This is a genomic window from Fischerella sp. PCC 9605, assembly GCF_000517105.1.
GTDB lineage: Bacteria > Cyanobacteriota > Cyanobacteriia > Cyanobacteriales > Nostocaceae > PCC9605.
Window position 1 is genome coordinate 465,848 of record NZ_KI912151.1, and the last position, 18,471, is coordinate 484,318.

Below are 18,471 nucleotides of genomic sequence, written 5' to 3' on the forward strand. Positions count from 1 at the left end.
TAGTGGTTAGTAGTTAGTGGTTATTTCCTTATTCCCCACTCTCCCCCTCCCCCACTCTCCCACTCCTCCCTTTCCCTATTCGCTAATCCTCATGCCACAGCCAGGAAACATCATGGTGTCTAAAAAGTTGCCACAAGATACACTAGCAGAACAGCTGCTGGAATTTGCCTTAAAATCAGGTGCAGAAGTTGCTGAGGTGTATCAGTCGCGATCGCTTTCTCGACCAGTCTTTTTTGAGGCAAACCGTCTCAAGCAGTTAGAAACGAGTCAAGCGGAAGGAACGGCGTTGCGACTATGGTGTCAGGGACGTCCAGGACTGGCAGTAGCTTATGGAATGGTGGAACCCCAGGCATTGGTAGAACGTGCTTTAGCTTTGAGTCGGTTAAGCCAACCCGAAACTGTAGAATTAGGCAGTAACTGTCAGCCTTCCTACCCAGATATCGGCGAAGAAGTGCCGGTAGAAAAGTTAGTGGAATGGGGCAAACAAACCATTGCCCTCATCCGTGATGCTTACCCAGAAGTTCTTTGCAACGGTGACTGGGAATGTGATGTGGAAACTACTAGATTAGTGAATAGTAAAGGTCTAGATTGCTACTATACTGACACTACTCTCAGTTGCTATATTTCCGCCGAATGGGTGCGGGGAGAGGATTTTTTGAGTGTTTCCGATGGTGAAACCGAACGTGGCAATCTCCAGCCCGAGAAACTTGCCGATCAAATTTTACAACGTTTGAATTGGGCAAAAGAAAACGTTTCACCACCTAATCGTCGCGTCCCAGTTTTGTTTACCTCGAAAGCGGCTGATATGCTGTGGGGTACTGTCCAAGCTGCTTTAAATGCCAAGCGCGTTTTGGAAGGGGCTTCTCCTTGGGCGGAACGCATTGGCAAACGAGTAGTTTCCCCTTTCCTGACTCTTTACCAAGACCCGCAAGCAGGGCCTTATAGCTGTCCCTTTGATGATGAAGGAACCCCTACTCAGCCTTTGGTGTTTATTCAAAACGGGGAGTTGCAGAATTTTTACTGCGATCGCACTACTGGAGGTCAACTCGGTACTCCTTCTACTGGTAATGCTTTTCGCCCCGGTTTGGGTAGTTACCCCACCCCCGGTTTATTTAATTTCCTCATCCAACCTGGTTCTGGAACCCTACAAGAGTTAATTCAACTACTAGATGATGGCTTAATTGTGGATCAAATGCTAGGTGGAGGAAGTGGGATTTCTGGTGACTTTTCGATCAATGTCGATCTAGGCTACCGTGTCCAAAATGGTCAAGTCATCGGACGTGTCAAGGATACAATGGTGGCAGGTAATGTTTATACGGCGCTAAAACAATTGGTGAAACTGGGTAGTGATGCTGACTGGAACGGTTCATGTTATACTCCGTCTCTAATTGTGGAAGGATTATCTACCACTGGCAGAAACAATTAAAAATTAAAAATTTTCACTAAGTATGGACGATTCAAATAAAAGTCAGGATGGTATCCAACTTGATACATTGATATTTTTTGAACGTATTTACAAGCAGCAGGAATTAGCAGCGAAATTGTTAGGGTTCCTTGGGAATTTCAAAAGGATAGCGATCGCATGCTGTACTTGACTCGTTAGCAGTATGACGGTCAACCTATTTCAGCTTTGATATTGGTCATGAATTGAGAAATCAGGGTTCCCAGTGATAAAAACTGGTTTCCTGACGAAGTGTTTTTTGACTTTTGACCCTTCGCTGCGCTCGAGGGCATGCTTTTGACTTTTGACTTTAATTATGTCTCCCGCTTTGCTGACTCCGTGGATTCGCACAGTCTGGCAGCCGAGAAGAGGTTTAGCGATCGCAGAAGCTTGTATCATCGGTCTAGTCGCTGCCTTCTCTGCTGTATTCTTGAAATTTGGGTCGGGATGGCTAGGGACATGGCGAGTTCATAGTTCCCACGTTTTACCAGCGTGGCTATTCCTACCAACAGTTGGTTTGTGCTTTGGTTTTCTAGCTGGGTTATTGGTGGAGAGGTTAGCGCCAGAAGCAGCTGGTAGTGGTATCCCCCAAGTTAAAGCCTCTCTTGCAAATGTACCAGTTAAACTTTCCTGGCGAGTGGCAGTTGTGAAGTTATTCAGTGCCATCATCGCCTTGGGTTCAGGCATAACTTTAGGGAGACAAGGCCCTACCGTCCAAGTCGGCGCAGCTTTAGCAGGGGGGATGAGTCGCTTGGTTCCTACCTCCCCAGACCATCGCCGCCAGATGATCGCAGCCGGTGCGGGTGCTGGTTTGGCAGCAGCTTTTAATGCCCCCATTGCTGGTGTATTGTTTGTTGTCGAAGAGTTACTTCAAGATTTATCAGAACTGACATTAGGAACCGCCATTATCGCCTCGTTTATTGGTGGAGTCGTCTCGCGTTTGTTGGGTGGTCGCAGTTTGCTACTTAACTTGGAATTGACCAAATCCTCTAGCAGCTTCTCCATTCCGGAAATTCCCTTTTTCCTAGTTTTGGGCGTTTTAGCAGGGTTACTGGCGGCATTATTTAATCAAGGATTGATTAAAAGTATCAAGTTATATCGTCGTTTACACATCAGCTTGCCGCTGCGGGTAGCTTTGGCAGGATTTATCTCTGGTGTTGTAGTTGCAATTTTACCTAATGATTTCCGGAATAATACGGGGTTACGGGAATCTGTAATCGCAGGAGGGGCGGATGCATCCTTGGCTGCACTTGCTTTTTTAGCTCAGTTTATTCTCACCTTAGTAGCATTTGGTTCAGGAGCGCCAGGAGGTTTATTTGCTCCCAGTTTGATTTTAGGTTCCTGCTTAGGATACATCGTGGGTGTGTGCGAAGTCCAATTGTTTGGATTCGGTTCGACCACTACCTACGCTTTAGCAGGTATGGGAGCATTTTTTAGCGCCGTCTCGAAAGTGCCAATTACAGCGATAGTGATTGTATTTGAGATGACAACAGATTTCAATCTGGTGTTACCTTTAATGATTGGCTCTGTCACATCTTACTTGGTTGCCGACAAGCTCATGCCAGGATCGTTGTATACCAAGCTTTTACAATTAAATGGCATTGATATCAAGGAAAAACCAGCCTCTGTCGAAGGTGTATTGACACAGTTAACCGCAAGAGACGTAATGCAGCGACGGGTAGAAACACTGGATGCAGAGATGTCTGTGGAAGAAGTTGTACAGGCTTTCTCTCGCTCCCACCATCGGGGTTTTCCCGTAGTAGAAGAAAATAAACTAATAGGAATTGTGACACAAAGTGATTTACTAAAAATTCACGATCGCAATTTAGCTAAAGATACTCCCCTACGGGAAATCATGACACCCCAGCCAGTGACGGTTACACCCAGACACAACTTGGCTAACGTGCTGTATTTATTGAATCGTCATCAAATCAGCCGCTTGCCAGTGGTAGAAGGGCGAAGATTAATAGGGATAATTACCCGTGCTGATATTATCCGGGCAGAAGCAGACCGTCTTAACTGCGAAAATAGAGAACACGGGCCACAACCGGAACCTTCCTACGTGGTTTATCAAACGCGATCGCCCAGCACTGGCAGAGGTAGATTGTTAGTACCGGTGGCAAACCCCGAAACAGCGGCAATACTGCTACAAATGGCAGCAGCAATTGCCCGCGATCGCCACTACGAAATCGAGTGTTTGCAAGTGATAATTGTTTCTCGCCAGAGTTCCCCTGCCGAAACACCAGTCAGGACGGCAAAAAGTCGGCGGTTACTGCGAAATGCCGAAGTTTTAGGTAAAAAATGGAAAATACCAGTACATACACAGATACGAGTTGCCCACGATATCGCCCATGCAGTTTTAGAGACAATCAAAGAAAGACACATCGATCTGATTTTGATGGGGTGGAAGGGAAACACTTCCACCCCTGGTCGTATTTTTGGTGACGTAGTAGACACCGTTATTCGCCAAGCTACTTGTGAAATGGTGCTGGTGAAATTAGGTAATAGTCAAGAGTCAATAGTCAATAGTCAAAAGTCTCCTCTACTCCCTCTCTTTCCAACTCCCCCACTCTCCCACTCCCTCACTCCGCCACTCCTTCACTCCCCCACTCCTCTCCCCCCTCCCCAATTTAACCGCTGGCTAGTACTAATGGCTGGTGGCCCCAATGCCAGAGCAGCGATAAAATTGTTACCTGCTTTGGTGACATTAGGAAATGACCCCAAAATTCGCCTAACTCGCGTGTTTAAACCATCGGAATTAGAACCAGACATGAGAGTTTTACAAGAAGCGATCCGGACGCTAATGCGTCGTCGCAACTTGTCCAGCACTGTTGTAGCTGCGCCTGTGCAAGCAGATTCAGTGATCGAAGGAGTGATTAACCTGGTAAAAACCGAACGTTATGATGTAGTCGTTCTCGGTGCTTCCCGAGAGAGTATGCTACAACAAGCAGTGAAAGGCAATATACCTGAGGCGATCGCATCTGGTGTGGATAGTACGGTGATTTTGGTGAGGGGAGCGATTAATAATTAAAAATTTATTGTAGATAAAAAAATTACCCCGACGTTTGGGTTTAGCGTCTTGTTTTTTCAGCATCAACTTTATCGGTAAATGACGCTAAACATTGCTCGATTTGGCAATCGCATTTTTGGATTTGATACAAGTTGCGTTCAGATATAGCAGTAGTAATTCGTGCCCTCTCCCCTTCCCCTCTCCCAAATTGGGAGAGGGGCTGGGGGCGAGGGAAGTACTATCTTTGACTGCAACTTAGTATGAGTCTGCATCCAGACAAGCCAGTTCTATCGCTACGATCTAGATGAGATCAGTAACTTTGCTGGAATGAACCTCTATGTCTACTCTCACTGAAGAAATTCTGTCGCAATTACCAGGGGATGTTTTAGGGGGATTGCGTCGTAGCGATCGCATATTAGCATCCATTCGAGAAGGTGAAGCACCAATACCGACGGTAGTCAAACAAAGCCAGCACGATCATGGTGTTGTAGATTGGGATGTTTTAATCTGCGGTGGAACTTTGGGTATTTTAATTGGTTGTGCCTTAGCAGTGCAAGGAGTCCGGGTGGCGTTAATGGAACGGGGTACTTTGCGGGGAAGGGAACAAGAGTGGAATATTTCCCGCAGAGAATTACAAGTGTTCTTAAATTTATCTTTATTAACAGATGCAGAATTGGAAAAAGCGATCGCCACAAAATATAATCCAGCCAGAGTCAGCTTTGGCAACGGGCCAGAAATTTGGGTAGAAGATGTATTGAATATTGGTGTAGATCCAGTGTATTTACTGGAAACTTTGAAACAGCGATTTCTTGCTGCTGGCGGAAAGCTATTTGAAAACACACCTTTTGTAGAAGCGGTAGTTCACCCAGATGGAGTAGTGGTAAACAACCAATTCAAAGCCAGGTTATTAATTGATGCAATGGGACACATTTCTCCCATCACACAGCAAGCACGACAAGGAAAAAAGCCAGATGCGCTGTGCTTAGTTGTTGGTACTTGCGCTCAAGGTTTTCCAGAAAACCATACTGGCGATTTAATATTATCTTTTACACCCATTCAAAACCAGTGCCAATATTTCTGGGAAGCATTTCCAGCCAGGGATGGCAGAACAACTTATATGTTTACCTACATGGATGCAAATCCACAACGTCCAGGTTTAGAAGCTTTGTTTGAGGATTATCTGCACTTGATGCCAACATATCAGAGTGTAGAATTGAGTCAGTTGACATTTCAACGAGCACTATTTGGTTTCTTTCCCTCCTATCGCCAAAGTCCACTGCAAACTCCTTGGAATCGCATCTTGCCAATTGGAGATAGTAGCGGTAGTCAATCTCCCCTCAGTTTTGGAGGTTTTGGTGCAATGGTGCGTCACTTGCAGCGTTTAACCCAAGGCATTTATGAAGCACTGCAAACAAATCAATTATCTGCCAAAGCGCTAGCACTACTGCAACCATATCAACCAAGCTTGAGTGTTACTTGGCTATTTCAAAAAGCGATGAGTGTTGATGTAAATCAAAATATTGCTCCCGATCAAATTAACCAATTGCTATCAGCCGTATTTGGAGAAATGCAACAATTAGGAGAACCAGTACTCAAGCCATTTTTGCAAGATGTAGTACAGTTTTCGGCACTGACACAAACACTGCTAAAAACAAATTTTGCACATCCAGAGATAGCGATCAAAATAATTCCACAAGTAGGTTTAGCAGCCTTATTAGATTGGATGATGCATTACGGAAATTTAGGGATTTATTCTGCATTGTTTCAGCTAAGTAAAATTTTAGAACCGTGGGATAAAAATTTACCCAGTGTTACCAAATACTATTGGTATCGCTGGGTTGATGCTTGGAAATATGGTTCTGGTGGTGATTATTTCGATGAGTAGCCTTTACTTACCAAAACAAATCCCCGTGTTTTACCAGATACCGAATCATGAGTGTTCATAGCCTTCCATAAATCTGTTGTCTTTACCCAAACTGGTGGATATTTGTAACGGGAAACGTCCAGAATCAAGAATCTATCTGTTTGTTCATTGTAAGCAGCTAACGGCGAAATGTGCCCGCCTTTTTCTTGTCCTATTTCTTTCCGTAAATAGTTAACCAGTACAAAATTTCCAGGCTGTTTTAAATTTTCCGCTACTTGTTTGCGAAAATTTTCTAAGTTTGTATTTGCAGCATGATAAACTTGCACTTTAACACCATAGCTTGCTAATAGCTGCCCCATCTGATCTAGCGTCATTCCCATCCGAGAAACAACTTCAGGAGTGATGACTTTTCGCGTTGCTGGGTTACTAAAAAAGTTTTCTTGAGTAAATACGTGGTAGGGCTTATACTCTGGTGCTTCTGGTGCAGGGATTCCTAGACCATTCAGCACCATTACTATACTGGCAACCCCACAATAAGCTTGATTATTTTGAGTTACAAACTGGGTGCTAAGAGGAAAAAAATCTTGTCGAGAACGACTTTCAACTAATAACTTTTCACCCTCAGGTGTGGTAAAGCCAATCAATTTGGGTGACAAAGTTAGAGTCTGAGCAAGAACGCTACTGCCAGTAATATATGCTCCTAAAATTAATGCTTTGATAGAGATTTTAAGTGTTTTGATTACATAAGGTTTCATGTTATTAACGTGAGTTTGACGGGTTGAAAAAGATATCAAAAAAGGCACTCGTCTGTGTTTAGATGAAAAATACGCATGATGTCGATCGCGATGGGAACTATTGTATCTCGGTTGTTTGCTAGCTTCTTCTTATCTATACTTGCAGTGACTGAGTGCTCTCTCGAATGGTTTTAGTCATTAGTCATTGGTCATTGGTCACTTGTTAGTAGTTAGTGGTTAGTGGCTTAACAAGTCAAAAGTCAAAAGCATGCCCTCGAGCGCAGCGAAGGGTCAAAAGTCAAAAAGATTCTTAATTTTGAATTTTGAATTTTGAATTATTTTCTCCCCCTCCCCCACTCTCTCCCTCCTCCAACAGCCCTACCCGTCGGGCTGCAACTATGTAACGGAAAATATACTCTACCAACTCAATGTAGTTACGAGCATTTGTGGGGGAAGATGCCCAAACAGTAACACCGTGATCGCGGATGAGTAGGGCTGGTACTTGCGGAGGAATTTTACTAAATTTTGCTTCTATCTCAGCTGCAATGCGCGGAACTTGTAAATGGTTGGCGAAAACAGGCATAACACAACGGGGATTTTCTTCCCACACTCCCAGTCCTTTGAGCATTTCTAGTGGTGGTAAGGGTAGGGTATCTCCCTGTACGAACCGAGAAACCAAATTTGCTTCCACTGAGTGTACGTGGTAGCAACTCATCGCTTCCGGAAAGAGATTATAGATACTCTGGTGAATGGCAGTTTCAGCAGAGGGCTTTGAGTCACTGCTAGATTGTTCTACCCGTCCATGAGGGTGAATGCGAACAAAATCGCTGGTTGCTAATTCACCTTTCGACTTTCCACTGGCTGTAATCCAGAAGCTACCATCAGGTAAACGTACCGAAAGATTACCGGCGGTTCCTACCATCCAACCCTGTTGGTAAAAGTGACGGGCAGCAGCTATTAACTCAAGACGGGCATCAGTTAGGGTTGGGCTGTTCATAGGGTTAGACTTGTACCAATATTTTTGAGATCCCCCTAAATCCCCCTTGATAAGGGAGATTTTTTAATTATTGCCCCCCTTTTTAAGGAGGGTTGGGGCGATCACTTCCACAATTTCGCTAGGTAGTCACGTATTTCTAAAAAATTGTTCCACGGAATGTAAGGTTTTTGATGTTCTGTCAAATATTGCGCTAAGCGATCGCGGGCAAATACCATCGGTGTTGCCAACGCCATATTCAGGTCAGTAAGCGAGTCACCAATAGCAATTGTCTCATCTGCTAGATACTTTTCCATCACCTGCACTTTGGCAACTAGTTCTGTTCCACCTTCAAACTCTGAATTTACCTGCAAGTACTCACCGCTGGTATCGGCATCGACGGCATGAACGGCATGAAGGCGCTGTATTAGATCGCCCAAAACAACTTCTACCATACCCCGCAGTCCACCAGAAACTACCACTAAAGGTACTTGCTTTGCTTCCAAGAAATCCAACAGTTCTGTGAACCCCAAACGAATTGGTTCTTGTTGAGTAAACTCCAAAATTTCCGAGTAGCGAGAGGATGGAATTGATTCCAAAATTCGCCGAACTCCCTCGCGCAGCGTCAGTTGCCGTGCGTACATTTGGGGTATCAGTTGGGCGGAAAGCTGCGGTGCAAAATGCTTCAGTACCGCCACAAAGGTTTCGGAAACCGTAATAGTGCCGTCAAAGTCGCAAAAAATGATTCGCTTCATTTTCAAGCCACAGCCTGATGCCTGCGAATTGGTGTACCCGTGTATTCAGGAACCCAGCCTTCTGTAGTGGTGAAATAACGTACTGCTTTGACTCGACGTGCTGGTGTGAGATAAAACCAGTGTTCTGTTCTGGCAGGCACGTTGATATACTCTTGTGGTTGCACTGTCAATTCTACTTGGCTGCCATCGGGACGCACAAAGCCAAAAATGCCTTCTCCCGCAACGATGTAGCGTACTTCATCATCTGCATGGGTGTGAATCTTGTCAAACTTTGCTAGCAGCCCATCTAGGTTCGGTATGTCTGGATGTAGAACAATGAGATCGCGGGACTGATAGCCTGCTGTCTGTTGCAATTGCTCAAAATAACCATCCAAGGCTTTTAACACCTGTTCTTTTTCGTCTTCATCGAGGCTATCTTTTGCCAGCAGCTGATGTAACTGGGGATTTTCTCCCACAGACCAGCGATCGAGTTGAATATTTAAGCACGCTAGTTCGCGGGTAATATCTTTCAGTTCGGTGTATGTTTTGCCGTCTTCTAGTTGTAGAATTGCCATAATTCACCTCCTGCAAAAAATATTATACGGTATCTCGAAGGACTTACCGGGCTTCAGATTACTTGTGACTTTTGATTTTTGACTTTTGAAAATACTCCTGCATAACTTGTAACGCCATCGGGCTAGCAACGCTACCACCGCCACCACCTGAATGTTCTGCAAAAGCTACAATCACAAGTTCTGGATTATCGGCGGGAGCATAACCAGCAAACCAGGCGTGATTTGCTTTCACACCTTTACTTTGCCAAGCTTCGGCAGTTCCAGTTTTACCAGCTATTGGGGGAAGGGTTGGTACATTTAAAGCTTTAGCTGTACCTTCAGTCACTACCTTCCGCAATCCTTCGCGGAGAACATTGACGGTAGACGGTTTCATACCGACCGACTCGTGCCAAGTTTTTGCTTGCTCGTTGTCTTGGAGTAAATGCGGCTGGACTCGGTAGCCACCATTGGCGGGTACAGCAAACATGATAGCGACTTGTAGAGGTGTGGCTAGTAATGCTCCCTGGCCAATTGACATATTCACCGAATCGCCTACAGTCCAAGGCATTTTCCAAACTTTCTGTTTCCATGCTTCATCTGGAACAAAACCTTTGGATTCTTCGTAAGTGAATTCAAACCCAGTTTTCCTACCAAGGCCATACTTGCGAGTCCATTCAATCAAGGTGGGGCCACCAACTCTCGCACCGACTTGGTAGAAGAAAGTATCGCTGCTCATGGCGATCGCTCCTGCAAACCCTAACGGGCCAAATCCGGCGTGGTTCCACTCATTAAAGCGGTAATTGCCAAAGCTCAAGTAACCGTAGGTAGGCAAGATTGTACCGGGAGAAAATTTACCTGATTCTAGTGCAGCGGTTGTGGTAACAATTTTGAATGTACTCGCTGGGGGATAGGCTCTCAAAGCGCGATTGAGCAAAGGATGGTCAGTACCTTGCAAGATTTCTTGTACTTCTGTTTGAGAGAGTTTTTGTTTGGAGAACACATTTGGGTCAAAAGTGGGGTGAGACACCATTGCTAAGATGCCACCGTTACGGGGGTTCATAGCAATAATCGTACCGTTGCGATCGCCCAACGCTTTTTCTGCTGCCATTTGCAGATCCCAATCTATGGTCAAGCGCATATCTTTACCAGGTTTTGCCTGTTTCTCCCCCAAAATCCGCAGCGGACGACCCTTGCCATCTACTTCCACTTGCTGACCGCCCCATTCACCCCGCAGTACTTTCTCATAAGCTTTTTCGATTCCCATCTGACCAATTACATCTCCCAGACGGTAGCCTTCGCCCTCTTTTTGTTTTAACTGTGCGGCTGTTAGTTCGCGAGTATATCCTAAGACATGAGCAAATTCCCTACCATGCGGGTAGTAGCGAACCGCGTCCGTATGTATTTCCACATTTTTAAGTTCGCTTTCATACTCTCTTAAAGCAGTAATTTCATTTAAGCTCAAGTCGCGCTTGATCCGCACAAGTTTAGAAGAATTAGGCCCGGCCTCTTCGAGTTTCTTTTCAATTTCTTCTCGTGACATGTCGAGAATTTTGGATAAACGCCGCCCTACAACTGACCAAGATGCCTTGGTGTGAGCCATCGGCCACAAATACACAGAATGAGGATAGCGAGTTGTCGCTAAAAGTTTGCCATTGCGGTCAAAAATGTTACCTCGTTCTGGTTGTTTGGGTAAAAGTCGAATCCGGTTAGACTCTGCTCGTTCTCGATAAGTTGAACCTTGAACAATTTGCAAATACACCAACCGCGCTAGAATGCCATTTGTCATTAAAAGAGTAAACAAAATTAAAAATATGGACTGTAAACCCCGTCCAACTGTGCGTGTTTGTTTGTTATTACCAAATAAACGAGATTGTAATAGAGACATACTAAACGAATGTGATTCCAGATTAGCTTTAGTTGTATACGTTGACGCTCAATTTTACCCAGTATATTAGAGAAAAACTATCGGTTAGCGCAGATCTGTAAGTTTTTTACTGGTATAAAATAAACTTTGATTTTAGTCAGCAGTACAGACAGTAAACCAATACTAGTTTGTTTTTGTTCCGAAAATTTGCGGAATAGTTATTTATTTTAATCAACCTAACTATACATCTACAATATTTATCTTTGGGTCGTACTGTCTCGGTTCTACCATAGATAGCACCTGCATTTTTGTGACTCCTAAGTTGATACTCTGGTGAAAGTATAAAATAGCTACTTCCTTCCTACTCATGGGTTCCGCAGAGTCGAAAGCAAAGGATAGAAGAAGTAATCATCCAACAAGAAGGAATTTAGGCAAGAAACAGCATTTTTGCGGCTAGAACCCAACAGGGATAAAAAAATTATTACAGTCAAGCTCTAAAAATTGCTAATACGGTTATGGTATGTAATTTAAAGAGCAAGGTAGGTTTCACCTTGATTCTGGCAAGATTCAAAACAGGGATGCTACTACCAAAATGACTTGCAACAATACTAATAACTTTATTAACGTTCAAAAAAACAAAAAATTTCCCCTCATTTTGCCTGTAATATTTATCATTCTTGTGTCTTTTATAATTTTTACAGATACTGCTACTGTAATTCCTATTGTGGGGTTTCATGGCGTTATTGATCATAATAAAAGTTATGCTGCTCAGCTAGATATTAGAGGGTTGCACTACTCACAACAAAGCTTAGAGAGTTTTCTGGAATATTTAGTTATTAACGATTATCAATTTTTGTCAACTCAAGATTTGTATGATTTTTTCCTCAGCAGAAACAGCAATACTCCTAAAGATTTATCTAAAAAGAAGCTCATTATGATTTCTTTTGATGATGGTTATAAATCAGTACACACAATTTTACTACCAATTTTATATAAGTTAGAAGAAAAATACGGTAAGAAAGTAAAAATTGTTTTATTTATCAATCCGGGTAATTTATTTGATCGGGAAAAGACCGATTCAACTCATTTAGGATGTGAGGAGTTGAGAGAAGGGTTAGAAAAAGGATTTTATGATATTCAATCTCATGGATTTAATCATATAAATTTAACTAGATTAACTCCTAAGAAATTAATTTATGAACTCTTAAAATCCCAAATTGTTCTGAGAAAATGTACAAAAGACTTAGATCCTGAGCAAAAAGTAGCATCTCATTTTGCTTACCCATATGGTGCTTATAATAAACAGGTCAAATATTATGTTTCTAAATATTATTTATCAAGTTATCTATACAATAACCAAATATTAAATATAAATTTATTGAAAAATTACTATGAAATTCCTCGTTTAACAGTTAATCGACAAGAATCAGTCCAAGCATTGATAGAAAAATTTGAGTCCATTAAGTACACTCAAGAATCAAAAGTCCAGAGTCCAAAGCTTTTGGATGGAGACTCCGATCCTAGCCAATTTTCCTTTTAACTCTTGACTCTGGACTTAACGAAGCGTAGACGCACTTTCCTCGGCTACCCTACACTGAAGTCGCTGTGCGTCTACGATGTAGGGTAGCGCAGTGAGTTGAAATTTATATGCAAGACAAGAATAGTATTACTGTTGCCAACTTAAAACGCGCTTATGCTTTAGATGCACTGCGTGGATTTGCAATTTTAGCAATGATCTTATCCGGCACGATAGAGTATAAAATTTTGCCAGCTTGGATGTACCACGCTCAGGAACCACCACCTACGCATACTTTTAATTCTAATTTGCCTGGATTAACTTGGGTAGATATTGTTTTTCCAATTTTCTTATTTTCTATGGGAGCAGCTATTCCCTTAGCACTGGCGAACCGCTTGAAGAAAGGATTCACGACAATACAAGTTATTTTATACATCCTCAAACGAGGATTATTGTTAGGAATATTTGCAATATTTCTTCAACATATTAGACCTTTGACCATCAATCGAAACCCAAGCGAACAAACATGGTGGATAGCATTGTTGGGTTTTTTAATACTCTTTTTTATGTTTGTTCGGTGGCCTGTAAAAGAAAAATATAGGCAGTACACAGAATTTATTACTATCGGTGCTTGGTTTGCAGCGATTATTCTTGTCTGTTTCCTTAGATATCCAGATGGAAGTGGATTTTCACTGGCAAGGAGCGATATTATTCTAGTTGTACTGACAAATATGGCAATTTTTGGAGCGATCGCCTGGTTTTTTACCAAAGATAATTTGTTACTACGTCTAGGATTGCTAGGTTTATTGATTGCTTTGCGGCTATCGGCTTCTGTCAAAGGAAGTTGGATTGCTGTGCTTTGGAAAGCATCCCCTATTCCTTGGATTTTTCAATTTGATTACCTGAAGTATTTGTTTATAATTATTCCCGGAACAATTGCAGGTGATTTAATTCTGGATTGGCTGCAAATACCAGTAAAAAATGGTGGAGAAGAAGAAATTAATTCAAACTGGAATCATCTGCGTTGTTACAGCATTATTTTTTTGATGTTGACTCTGGTTTTGGGTTTACTAATTGGTTTGCAAGCTAGATGGTTATGGCAAACAGCGTTATTGAGTACTGTCCTTTGTTTAATTAGCTGGTTTTTATTTGTAAATCCCAATAATGAAAAAGCAAGATTGCTCCAAGCTTTTTACCAGTGGGGTATTTATTGGTTGGTGCTTGGCTTACTTTTTGAACCGTTTGAAAAAGGAATAAAGAAAGACCCAGCTACCTTGAGTTACTTCTTTGTTACAACAGCGATCGCACTTTTTTTATTAATTACTTTCACCATAATCATAGATGTCTTTCAACAGCGTAAATATCTACAACTATTAATTGACAATGGACAGAATCCGATGGTTGCCTATGTAGCATTTGCCAATTTTCTCTGGCCTGTTCTTAAATTAACCTATCTTGAACCTTTGATTTTAGAGTATACCAATATCCCTCTAATAGGCTTTATCAAAGGAGTCATATATACCTTATTAATTGCATTTTTTGTGAGTTTATGTACTAAATTGAAGCTGTTGTGGAGAACATAAACGTGCTTTATAGATCGGTAAAAACAAACGCGATCGCAGCAATGATTTTGGAAGAACTTGTAGTCTAAGACTGTGGCGAGGTTGGTGGTAGGGCGATCGCTCATAATAAAGTCCAGATATTAACATCTTAAGGAGATTGCAAATGCCTCTGACTCTGATCAAAGGAACCTTTTCGATTAAAGGTGCTGCACCTGATGGCGACTCCATCAGATTCATCCCAGACGATCCATCCTTATGGAAGAAACTAGAAAACCGTGTTCGTACCAATCGCTTGGGAGGAGCACAGCTGCGCTTAGATGCGATTGATGCTTTAGAAACTCATTATCAACCCAGGAATGGCGGATTAGGAACTCAGCGTCAACCGGAAAAATTTGGTGACAAAGCTGCATCTAGACTGCTCGATCTCCTGGGTTTTGACAGCACAACCGTGAAGCGTGGAAAGCGAGAAATTGTTACTGACGCAGATCCTGATACGGTTCCAGGATACATTCTCAGCCGCTTTGCTGATATTCACGGACGGGCGATCGCTTTCGCTTTTAGAGGAAATTGCGATCGAGAAGATGGAGATACTATTTTTGTCAGTCAAGAGTTACTCCAGCAGAGTGCGAATTACCAGCTAGTGGCGGAGGGATTAGTATATCCCACCTTCTACTCGAAACTCTACCTTGAGTTGCGTCAAGCACTGACTGCTGTTTCTGGGGAGGCACGCTCAAGTAATTCTGGTTTGTGGACAGAAGATGTCACAAATACAGGTTTTAATTTAGACAGCTTGAAAACCATTACAGAGGACGTTGTAATTCTTCCCAAACTATTTCGCCGATTGCTTGGCTACCTCGCCATTAACGATCGCAGTGTTGATCTGGCAGGTTTTGCCGACTTTCTGGAGGCGAGTAACGATCGGGTATTAGTTCTTTCAGAGGGTAAGATTACAGGTTTGGATAACCTAGTCGAGATTGACGATCAAAACCTGAAATTGACTAAGAAACCCGAGGATCTTGTCTTTATGGAGGAGTAAGTGCGATCGCAAAGTGCAGTAAAAGATCCAGAATTTTGGGTATTAGACCGTACTCATCGCGGTAAAAGATACCAGATAGGGTTACTAAAATGCTGTTATGCGGTAAAGTATCGGCAGTAGAAGTGCTAAACCGCACACTGCGATTGAATAAATAGTTGGGCTGCTGAAGAAAACAGTCTCACTTGTGAGCTTCTGTATCTCGCTCTTGAAAAACTTCACGACCAACGATGTCCTGGAATAGCATAACCACCATCAATGGAGATAGTTTGTCCTGTGATGTATGAGGCAGCATCAGAACACAGCCAAACCACCGTTTCTGCGATTTCTTCTGCTTCGCCCAATCGCTTGAGAGGAATGTGATGGATGAAGGGCTTAGCCCCTTCATCTTCAGGATGAAAAAAGCGGCGAAACATCTCTGTATCAATGATGCCTGGATTGATGTTGTTGATGCGAATGTTGTGACTCGCGTACTCCAGTGCAGCGGGTCTGACCATACCATCGAGTCCGCCTTTGCTAGCTGAGTAGATAGTTGAACCTGCCAGACCACCTTTGGCAAGCCAAGATGAGGTGTTTACGATCGCACCACCATTTTCCTGTTTGAGCATCTGCTCAATTTCATATTTCAGGCATAGCCAGACAGCCTTGAGATTTACTGTAATGGTGTTTTCCCAGTCAACTTCGGTGAGTTCTGTAATAGGCGCAAATTTTCCTTCAGTGCCAGCATTGTTAAAAGCGCAATCTAGACGACCGTAGCGTTCAACCGTTTTCTCAATCAGCGATTGGATATCTAAGGGATTAGCCATATCCGTCTTGATAAAATGCGCTTCGCCTCCCATCTGGTGGATTTGCGCGACAACTTCTTTACCGACATCTTCACGACGGGCAGCAACGACAACTTTTACACCGTGTTTAGCAAAAAGCATGGCAGTTGCTCGTCCCATTCCTGAACTTCCACCTGTGACAAGAGCAACTTTGTTACGTAAATCGAGCATTTTCGTTCTCCCTTTGTTGGTTAATTCAAGGCAGCATAAACTGAGAGGCTTGACAAGCCTGCCTATGAATCTCGGTTTAGATTCAAGTTCTATTTCTCTGGTTCGTATTTGCGACTAAGTTCTAGCAGAAATGCTTGCCCCGCAGTCAAGCAGTCATTTCGTTCGTGCATTTCATTGGGATTTGCTTCTAAGGTTTTGTAGTAGCGAATCTTCCATTGAATGGCTTCTAGATTGCGCTGGAGTTCCTGAATATTCGCCTGTACGCGCTGTTCGTGGGCTTCGAGGACGGCTCGACGTTCAGCGATCGCGTTCGGCTGTTCTCGGAACAATTGGGTAAAGTTTTGTATCTCTCGAATAGGCATTCCTGTTGCCCGTAGTCTTGTCAAGAACTCAATGCGCTTGACATCTTCTGCGGAGTAGCGGCGATGCCCATTACTGGCACGGTCAATCGGTTCGAGCAACCCATATCGCTCGTAATAGCGTAAGGTATGCACACTCAAGCCCGTTTGCTGCGCCACTTGCTGAATTGTGAGTTCCATTTCCATACGAAGCAAACCTGAAAGCACACATCTACGGTAGAACTTAGAGTGCGCTCAAAGTCAAGCCCCTCTGCCACAATCTTGAGCAGGCAGCCTAACAATTCCGTTGCAGTGGTATAAAGATCTCGCGCTTCGTTCTAATACCAATTCTCTATAATCTCGCAACAGATCAATCTCCGCGTTCCCGCGTCCCCATGTCCCCACGTCGGGTGCGTCATCATCTGTTACCGAGGGTTTGTCAAAACTAGAGGCTACAGCAGCCATGAATTTAGTTATAGTTTGGCAGTGGTGAATGGAAGCAAGTAATAGCGATCGCTCATATCTCATATATAGAGTCCGGATAATAGCATTATTTATCCCTATGGGATTGCCTGTTGAAATTGAACCCTTTTCCAATATCCTGAATAATCGGTAGAGCACTCAAACAATGAGAACTAGTGCTTTGCCACACAAACTATGCTGGGTTTGTAGTAAGGGCTGTACGCGTAGCGTTCTCGCAGAGTAGCCCTTAAAGTCGCTCTTAAAGAGGGCTAAAGCCCTTACTACGAACTTCGTATCACCCAGCTTGCGTTGATGTGGTTGACTACTAGTGGCTCAGTGGTTTGAGGTTCTCAAAACAGTAACAGTGATTAACGAAGTTTTAACAAAATGGTACAGGATCGGAAATCAACGGTTATCATCACAGGAGCCTCCTCGGGGGTTGGTTTGTATGGGGCGAAAGCGCTTGCCCAAAGGGGATGGCATGTAGTCATGGCTTGTCGGGATTTAGCGAAGGCGGAAACAGCTGCCCAAACGGTGGGAATGCCAAAAGACAGCTACACTATCATGCATATCGATCTAGGCTCTTTGGAGAGCGTTCGACAGTTTGTGAACAACTTCAGGGCAAGCGGCAAGTCTCTGGACGCTTTGGTGTGTAACGCCGCAATTTATATGCCCTTATTAAAAGAGCCGTTGCGAAGCCCAGAAGGCTACGAGTTGACTGTCACCACCAATCACCTCGGCCATTTTCTCTTGTGCAACCTCATGCTTGAAGATCTCAAGAAGTCATCCGCTGCGGAACCGAGGTTGGTCATTTTGGGAACGGTGACGCACAATCCAGACGAACTGGGTGGAAAGATTCCGCCACGTCCGGACTTGGGCGATCTCAAGGGCTTTGCAGAGGGCTTTAAAGCGCCAATCTCAATGATTGACGGCAAGAAGTTTGAACCCGTCAAAGCTTACAAAGACAGCAAAGTTTGCAACGTGCTAACCATGCGGGAACTACATCGGCGCTATCACGAGTCAACGGGTATCGTCTTCAGTTCTCTCTATCCGGGATGTGTTGCAGAAACACCACTATTTAGAAACCACTATCCCCTGTTTCAGAAACTCTTCCCCTTGTTCCAGAAGTACATTACTGGGGGATACGTGTCTCAGGAATTGGCTGGTGAGCGTGTTGCAGCTGTGGTTGCCGATCCCGAGTACAAGCAATCGGGTGTCTATTGGAGCTGGGGAAATCGCCAGAAGAAAAATGGCAAGTCGTTTGTGCAAAGGGTTTCTCCTCAAGCCCGCGATGATGAAAAAGCCGAGCGCATGTGGGATCTAAGCGCCAAGCTGGTTGGAGTTGCGTGACACGGCGGCACTGTCGGGATTGGGGATTGGGAATAGGTGAA

The 18,471-nt window shown here is 43.6% G+C and carries 16 protein-coding genes; 7 read left to right on the plus strand and 9 right to left on the minus strand.

From position 1 onward, the window contains the following. Window positions 1–112: 112 nt before the first annotated feature. The 3 genes from FIS9605_RS0127120 (at window position 113) to FIS9605_RS0127135 (ending at window position 6,336) form a co-directional block, all read left to right on the plus strand. Window positions 113–1,426 carry a TldD/PmbA family protein gene (locus FIS9605_RS0127120; protein WP_026735389.1) on the plus strand — a complete coding sequence of 438 codons (1,314 nt, stop codon included), beginning with the start codon at window positions 113–115 and terminating at the stop codon, window positions 1,424–1,426. 331 nt (window positions 1,427–1,757) lie between these two features. Beyond that, complete coding sequence (locus FIS9605_RS0127130) at window positions 1,758–4,472, plus strand: chloride channel protein (protein ID WP_026735390.1); 2,715 nt, start codon at window positions 1,758–1,760, stop codon at window positions 4,470–4,472. A 316-nt stretch (window positions 4,473–4,788) separates the two neighbouring features. Beyond that, entirely contained in the window at window positions 4,789–6,336 is a 1,548-nt protein-coding gene (locus FIS9605_RS0127135) for an FAD-dependent oxidoreductase (RefSeq protein ID WP_026735391.1), read from the plus strand. On the opposite strand, the gene FIS9605_RS0127140 is transcribed toward FIS9605_RS0127135, so the two are convergent. From FIS9605_RS0127140 to mrdA, 5 genes are all read right to left on the minus strand, one after another. Then, a complete protein-coding gene (locus tag FIS9605_RS0127140; protein ID WP_026735392.1) occupies window positions 6,321–7,070 on the minus strand; it encodes a phytochelatin synthase family protein in 750 nt (249 codons plus the stop codon). The genes FIS9605_RS0127135 and FIS9605_RS0127140 overlap by 16 nt on opposite strands. Window positions 7,071–7,359: 289 nt before the next feature. Next, window positions 7,360–8,046, minus strand: coding sequence for a methylthioribulose 1-phosphate dehydratase (gene mtnB, locus FIS9605_RS38350; protein WP_051470153.1), 687 nt, complete (start codon window positions 8,044–8,046; stop codon window positions 7,360–7,362). Between the two features lie 101 nt (window positions 8,047–8,147). Further along, on the minus strand, window positions 8,148–8,777 hold the full coding sequence (locus FIS9605_RS0127150; protein ID WP_026735393.1) for an HAD-IB family phosphatase: 630 nt from the start codon (window positions 8,775–8,777) through the stop codon (window positions 8,148–8,150). Between the two features lie 2 nt (window positions 8,778–8,779). Then, window positions 8,780–9,331 (minus strand): 1,2-dihydroxy-3-keto-5-methylthiopentene dioxygenase, encoded by a 552-nt coding sequence (locus FIS9605_RS0127155; protein ID WP_026735394.1) that lies wholly within the window; start codon window positions 9,329–9,331, stop codon window positions 8,780–8,782. A gap of 58 nt (window positions 9,332–9,389) precedes the next feature. Beyond that, window positions 9,390–11,195 (minus strand): penicillin-binding protein 2, encoded by a 1,806-nt coding sequence (gene mrdA, locus FIS9605_RS0127160; RefSeq protein ID WP_026735395.1) that lies wholly within the window; start codon window positions 11,193–11,195, stop codon window positions 9,390–9,392. A gap of 571 nt (window positions 11,196–11,766) precedes the next feature. Here mrdA and FIS9605_RS38355 point away from each other — a divergent pair. The 3 genes from FIS9605_RS38355 (at window position 11,767) to FIS9605_RS0127175 (ending at window position 15,288) form a co-directional block, all read left to right on the plus strand. Continuing rightward, window positions 11,767–12,714: a polysaccharide deacetylase family protein gene (locus tag FIS9605_RS38355; RefSeq protein ID WP_051470154.1), complete on the plus strand. Its 948-nt coding sequence runs from the start codon at window positions 11,767–11,769 to the stop codon at window positions 12,712–12,714. A gap of 107 nt (window positions 12,715–12,821) precedes the next feature. After that, a complete protein-coding gene (locus FIS9605_RS0127170; RefSeq protein WP_035140271.1) occupies window positions 12,822–14,273 on the plus strand; it encodes a DUF5009 domain-containing protein in 1,452 nt (483 codons plus the stop codon). Window positions 14,274–14,415: 142 nt separating this feature from the next. Then, window positions 14,416–15,288 carry a hypothetical protein gene (locus FIS9605_RS0127175; protein WP_026735397.1) on the plus strand — a complete coding sequence of 291 codons (873 nt, stop codon included), beginning with the start codon at window positions 14,416–14,418 and terminating at the stop codon, window positions 15,286–15,288. On the opposite strand, the gene FIS9605_RS44390 is transcribed toward FIS9605_RS0127175, so the two are convergent. The 4 genes from FIS9605_RS44390 to FIS9605_RS46725 form a co-directional block, all read right to left on the minus strand. Next, window positions 15,275–15,424, minus strand: a complete 150-nt coding sequence (locus tag FIS9605_RS44390; protein WP_197036153.1) for a hypothetical protein — start codon at window positions 15,422–15,424, stop codon at window positions 15,275–15,277. The genes FIS9605_RS0127175 and FIS9605_RS44390 overlap by 14 nt on opposite strands. Before the next feature lie 79 nt (window positions 15,425–15,503). Further along, the gene (locus tag FIS9605_RS0127180; RefSeq protein WP_026735398.1) at window positions 15,504–16,280 is read right to left on the minus strand and encodes a glucose 1-dehydrogenase; all 777 of its coding nucleotides are present in this window, start codon (window positions 16,278–16,280) and stop codon (window positions 15,504–15,506) included. Window positions 16,281–16,369: 89 nt separating this feature from the next. Beyond that, window positions 16,370–16,825, minus strand: coding sequence for a MerR family transcriptional regulator (locus tag FIS9605_RS38360; RefSeq protein WP_051470155.1), 456 nt, complete (start codon window positions 16,823–16,825; stop codon window positions 16,370–16,372). A gap of 54 nt (window positions 16,826–16,879) precedes the next feature. Continuing rightward, window positions 16,880–17,215 carry a hypothetical protein gene (locus FIS9605_RS46725; protein WP_197036154.1) on the minus strand — a complete coding sequence of 112 codons (336 nt, stop codon included), beginning with the start codon at window positions 17,213–17,215 and terminating at the stop codon, window positions 16,880–16,882. 252 nt (window positions 17,216–17,467) lie between these two features. Between FIS9605_RS46725 and FIS9605_RS0127195 the strand changes: the two genes are divergently transcribed. After that, on the plus strand, window positions 17,468–18,430 hold the full coding sequence (locus tag FIS9605_RS0127195; protein WP_026735400.1) for a protochlorophyllide reductase: 963 nt from the start codon (window positions 17,468–17,470) through the stop codon (window positions 18,428–18,430). Window positions 18,431–18,471 lie beyond the last annotated feature (41 nt).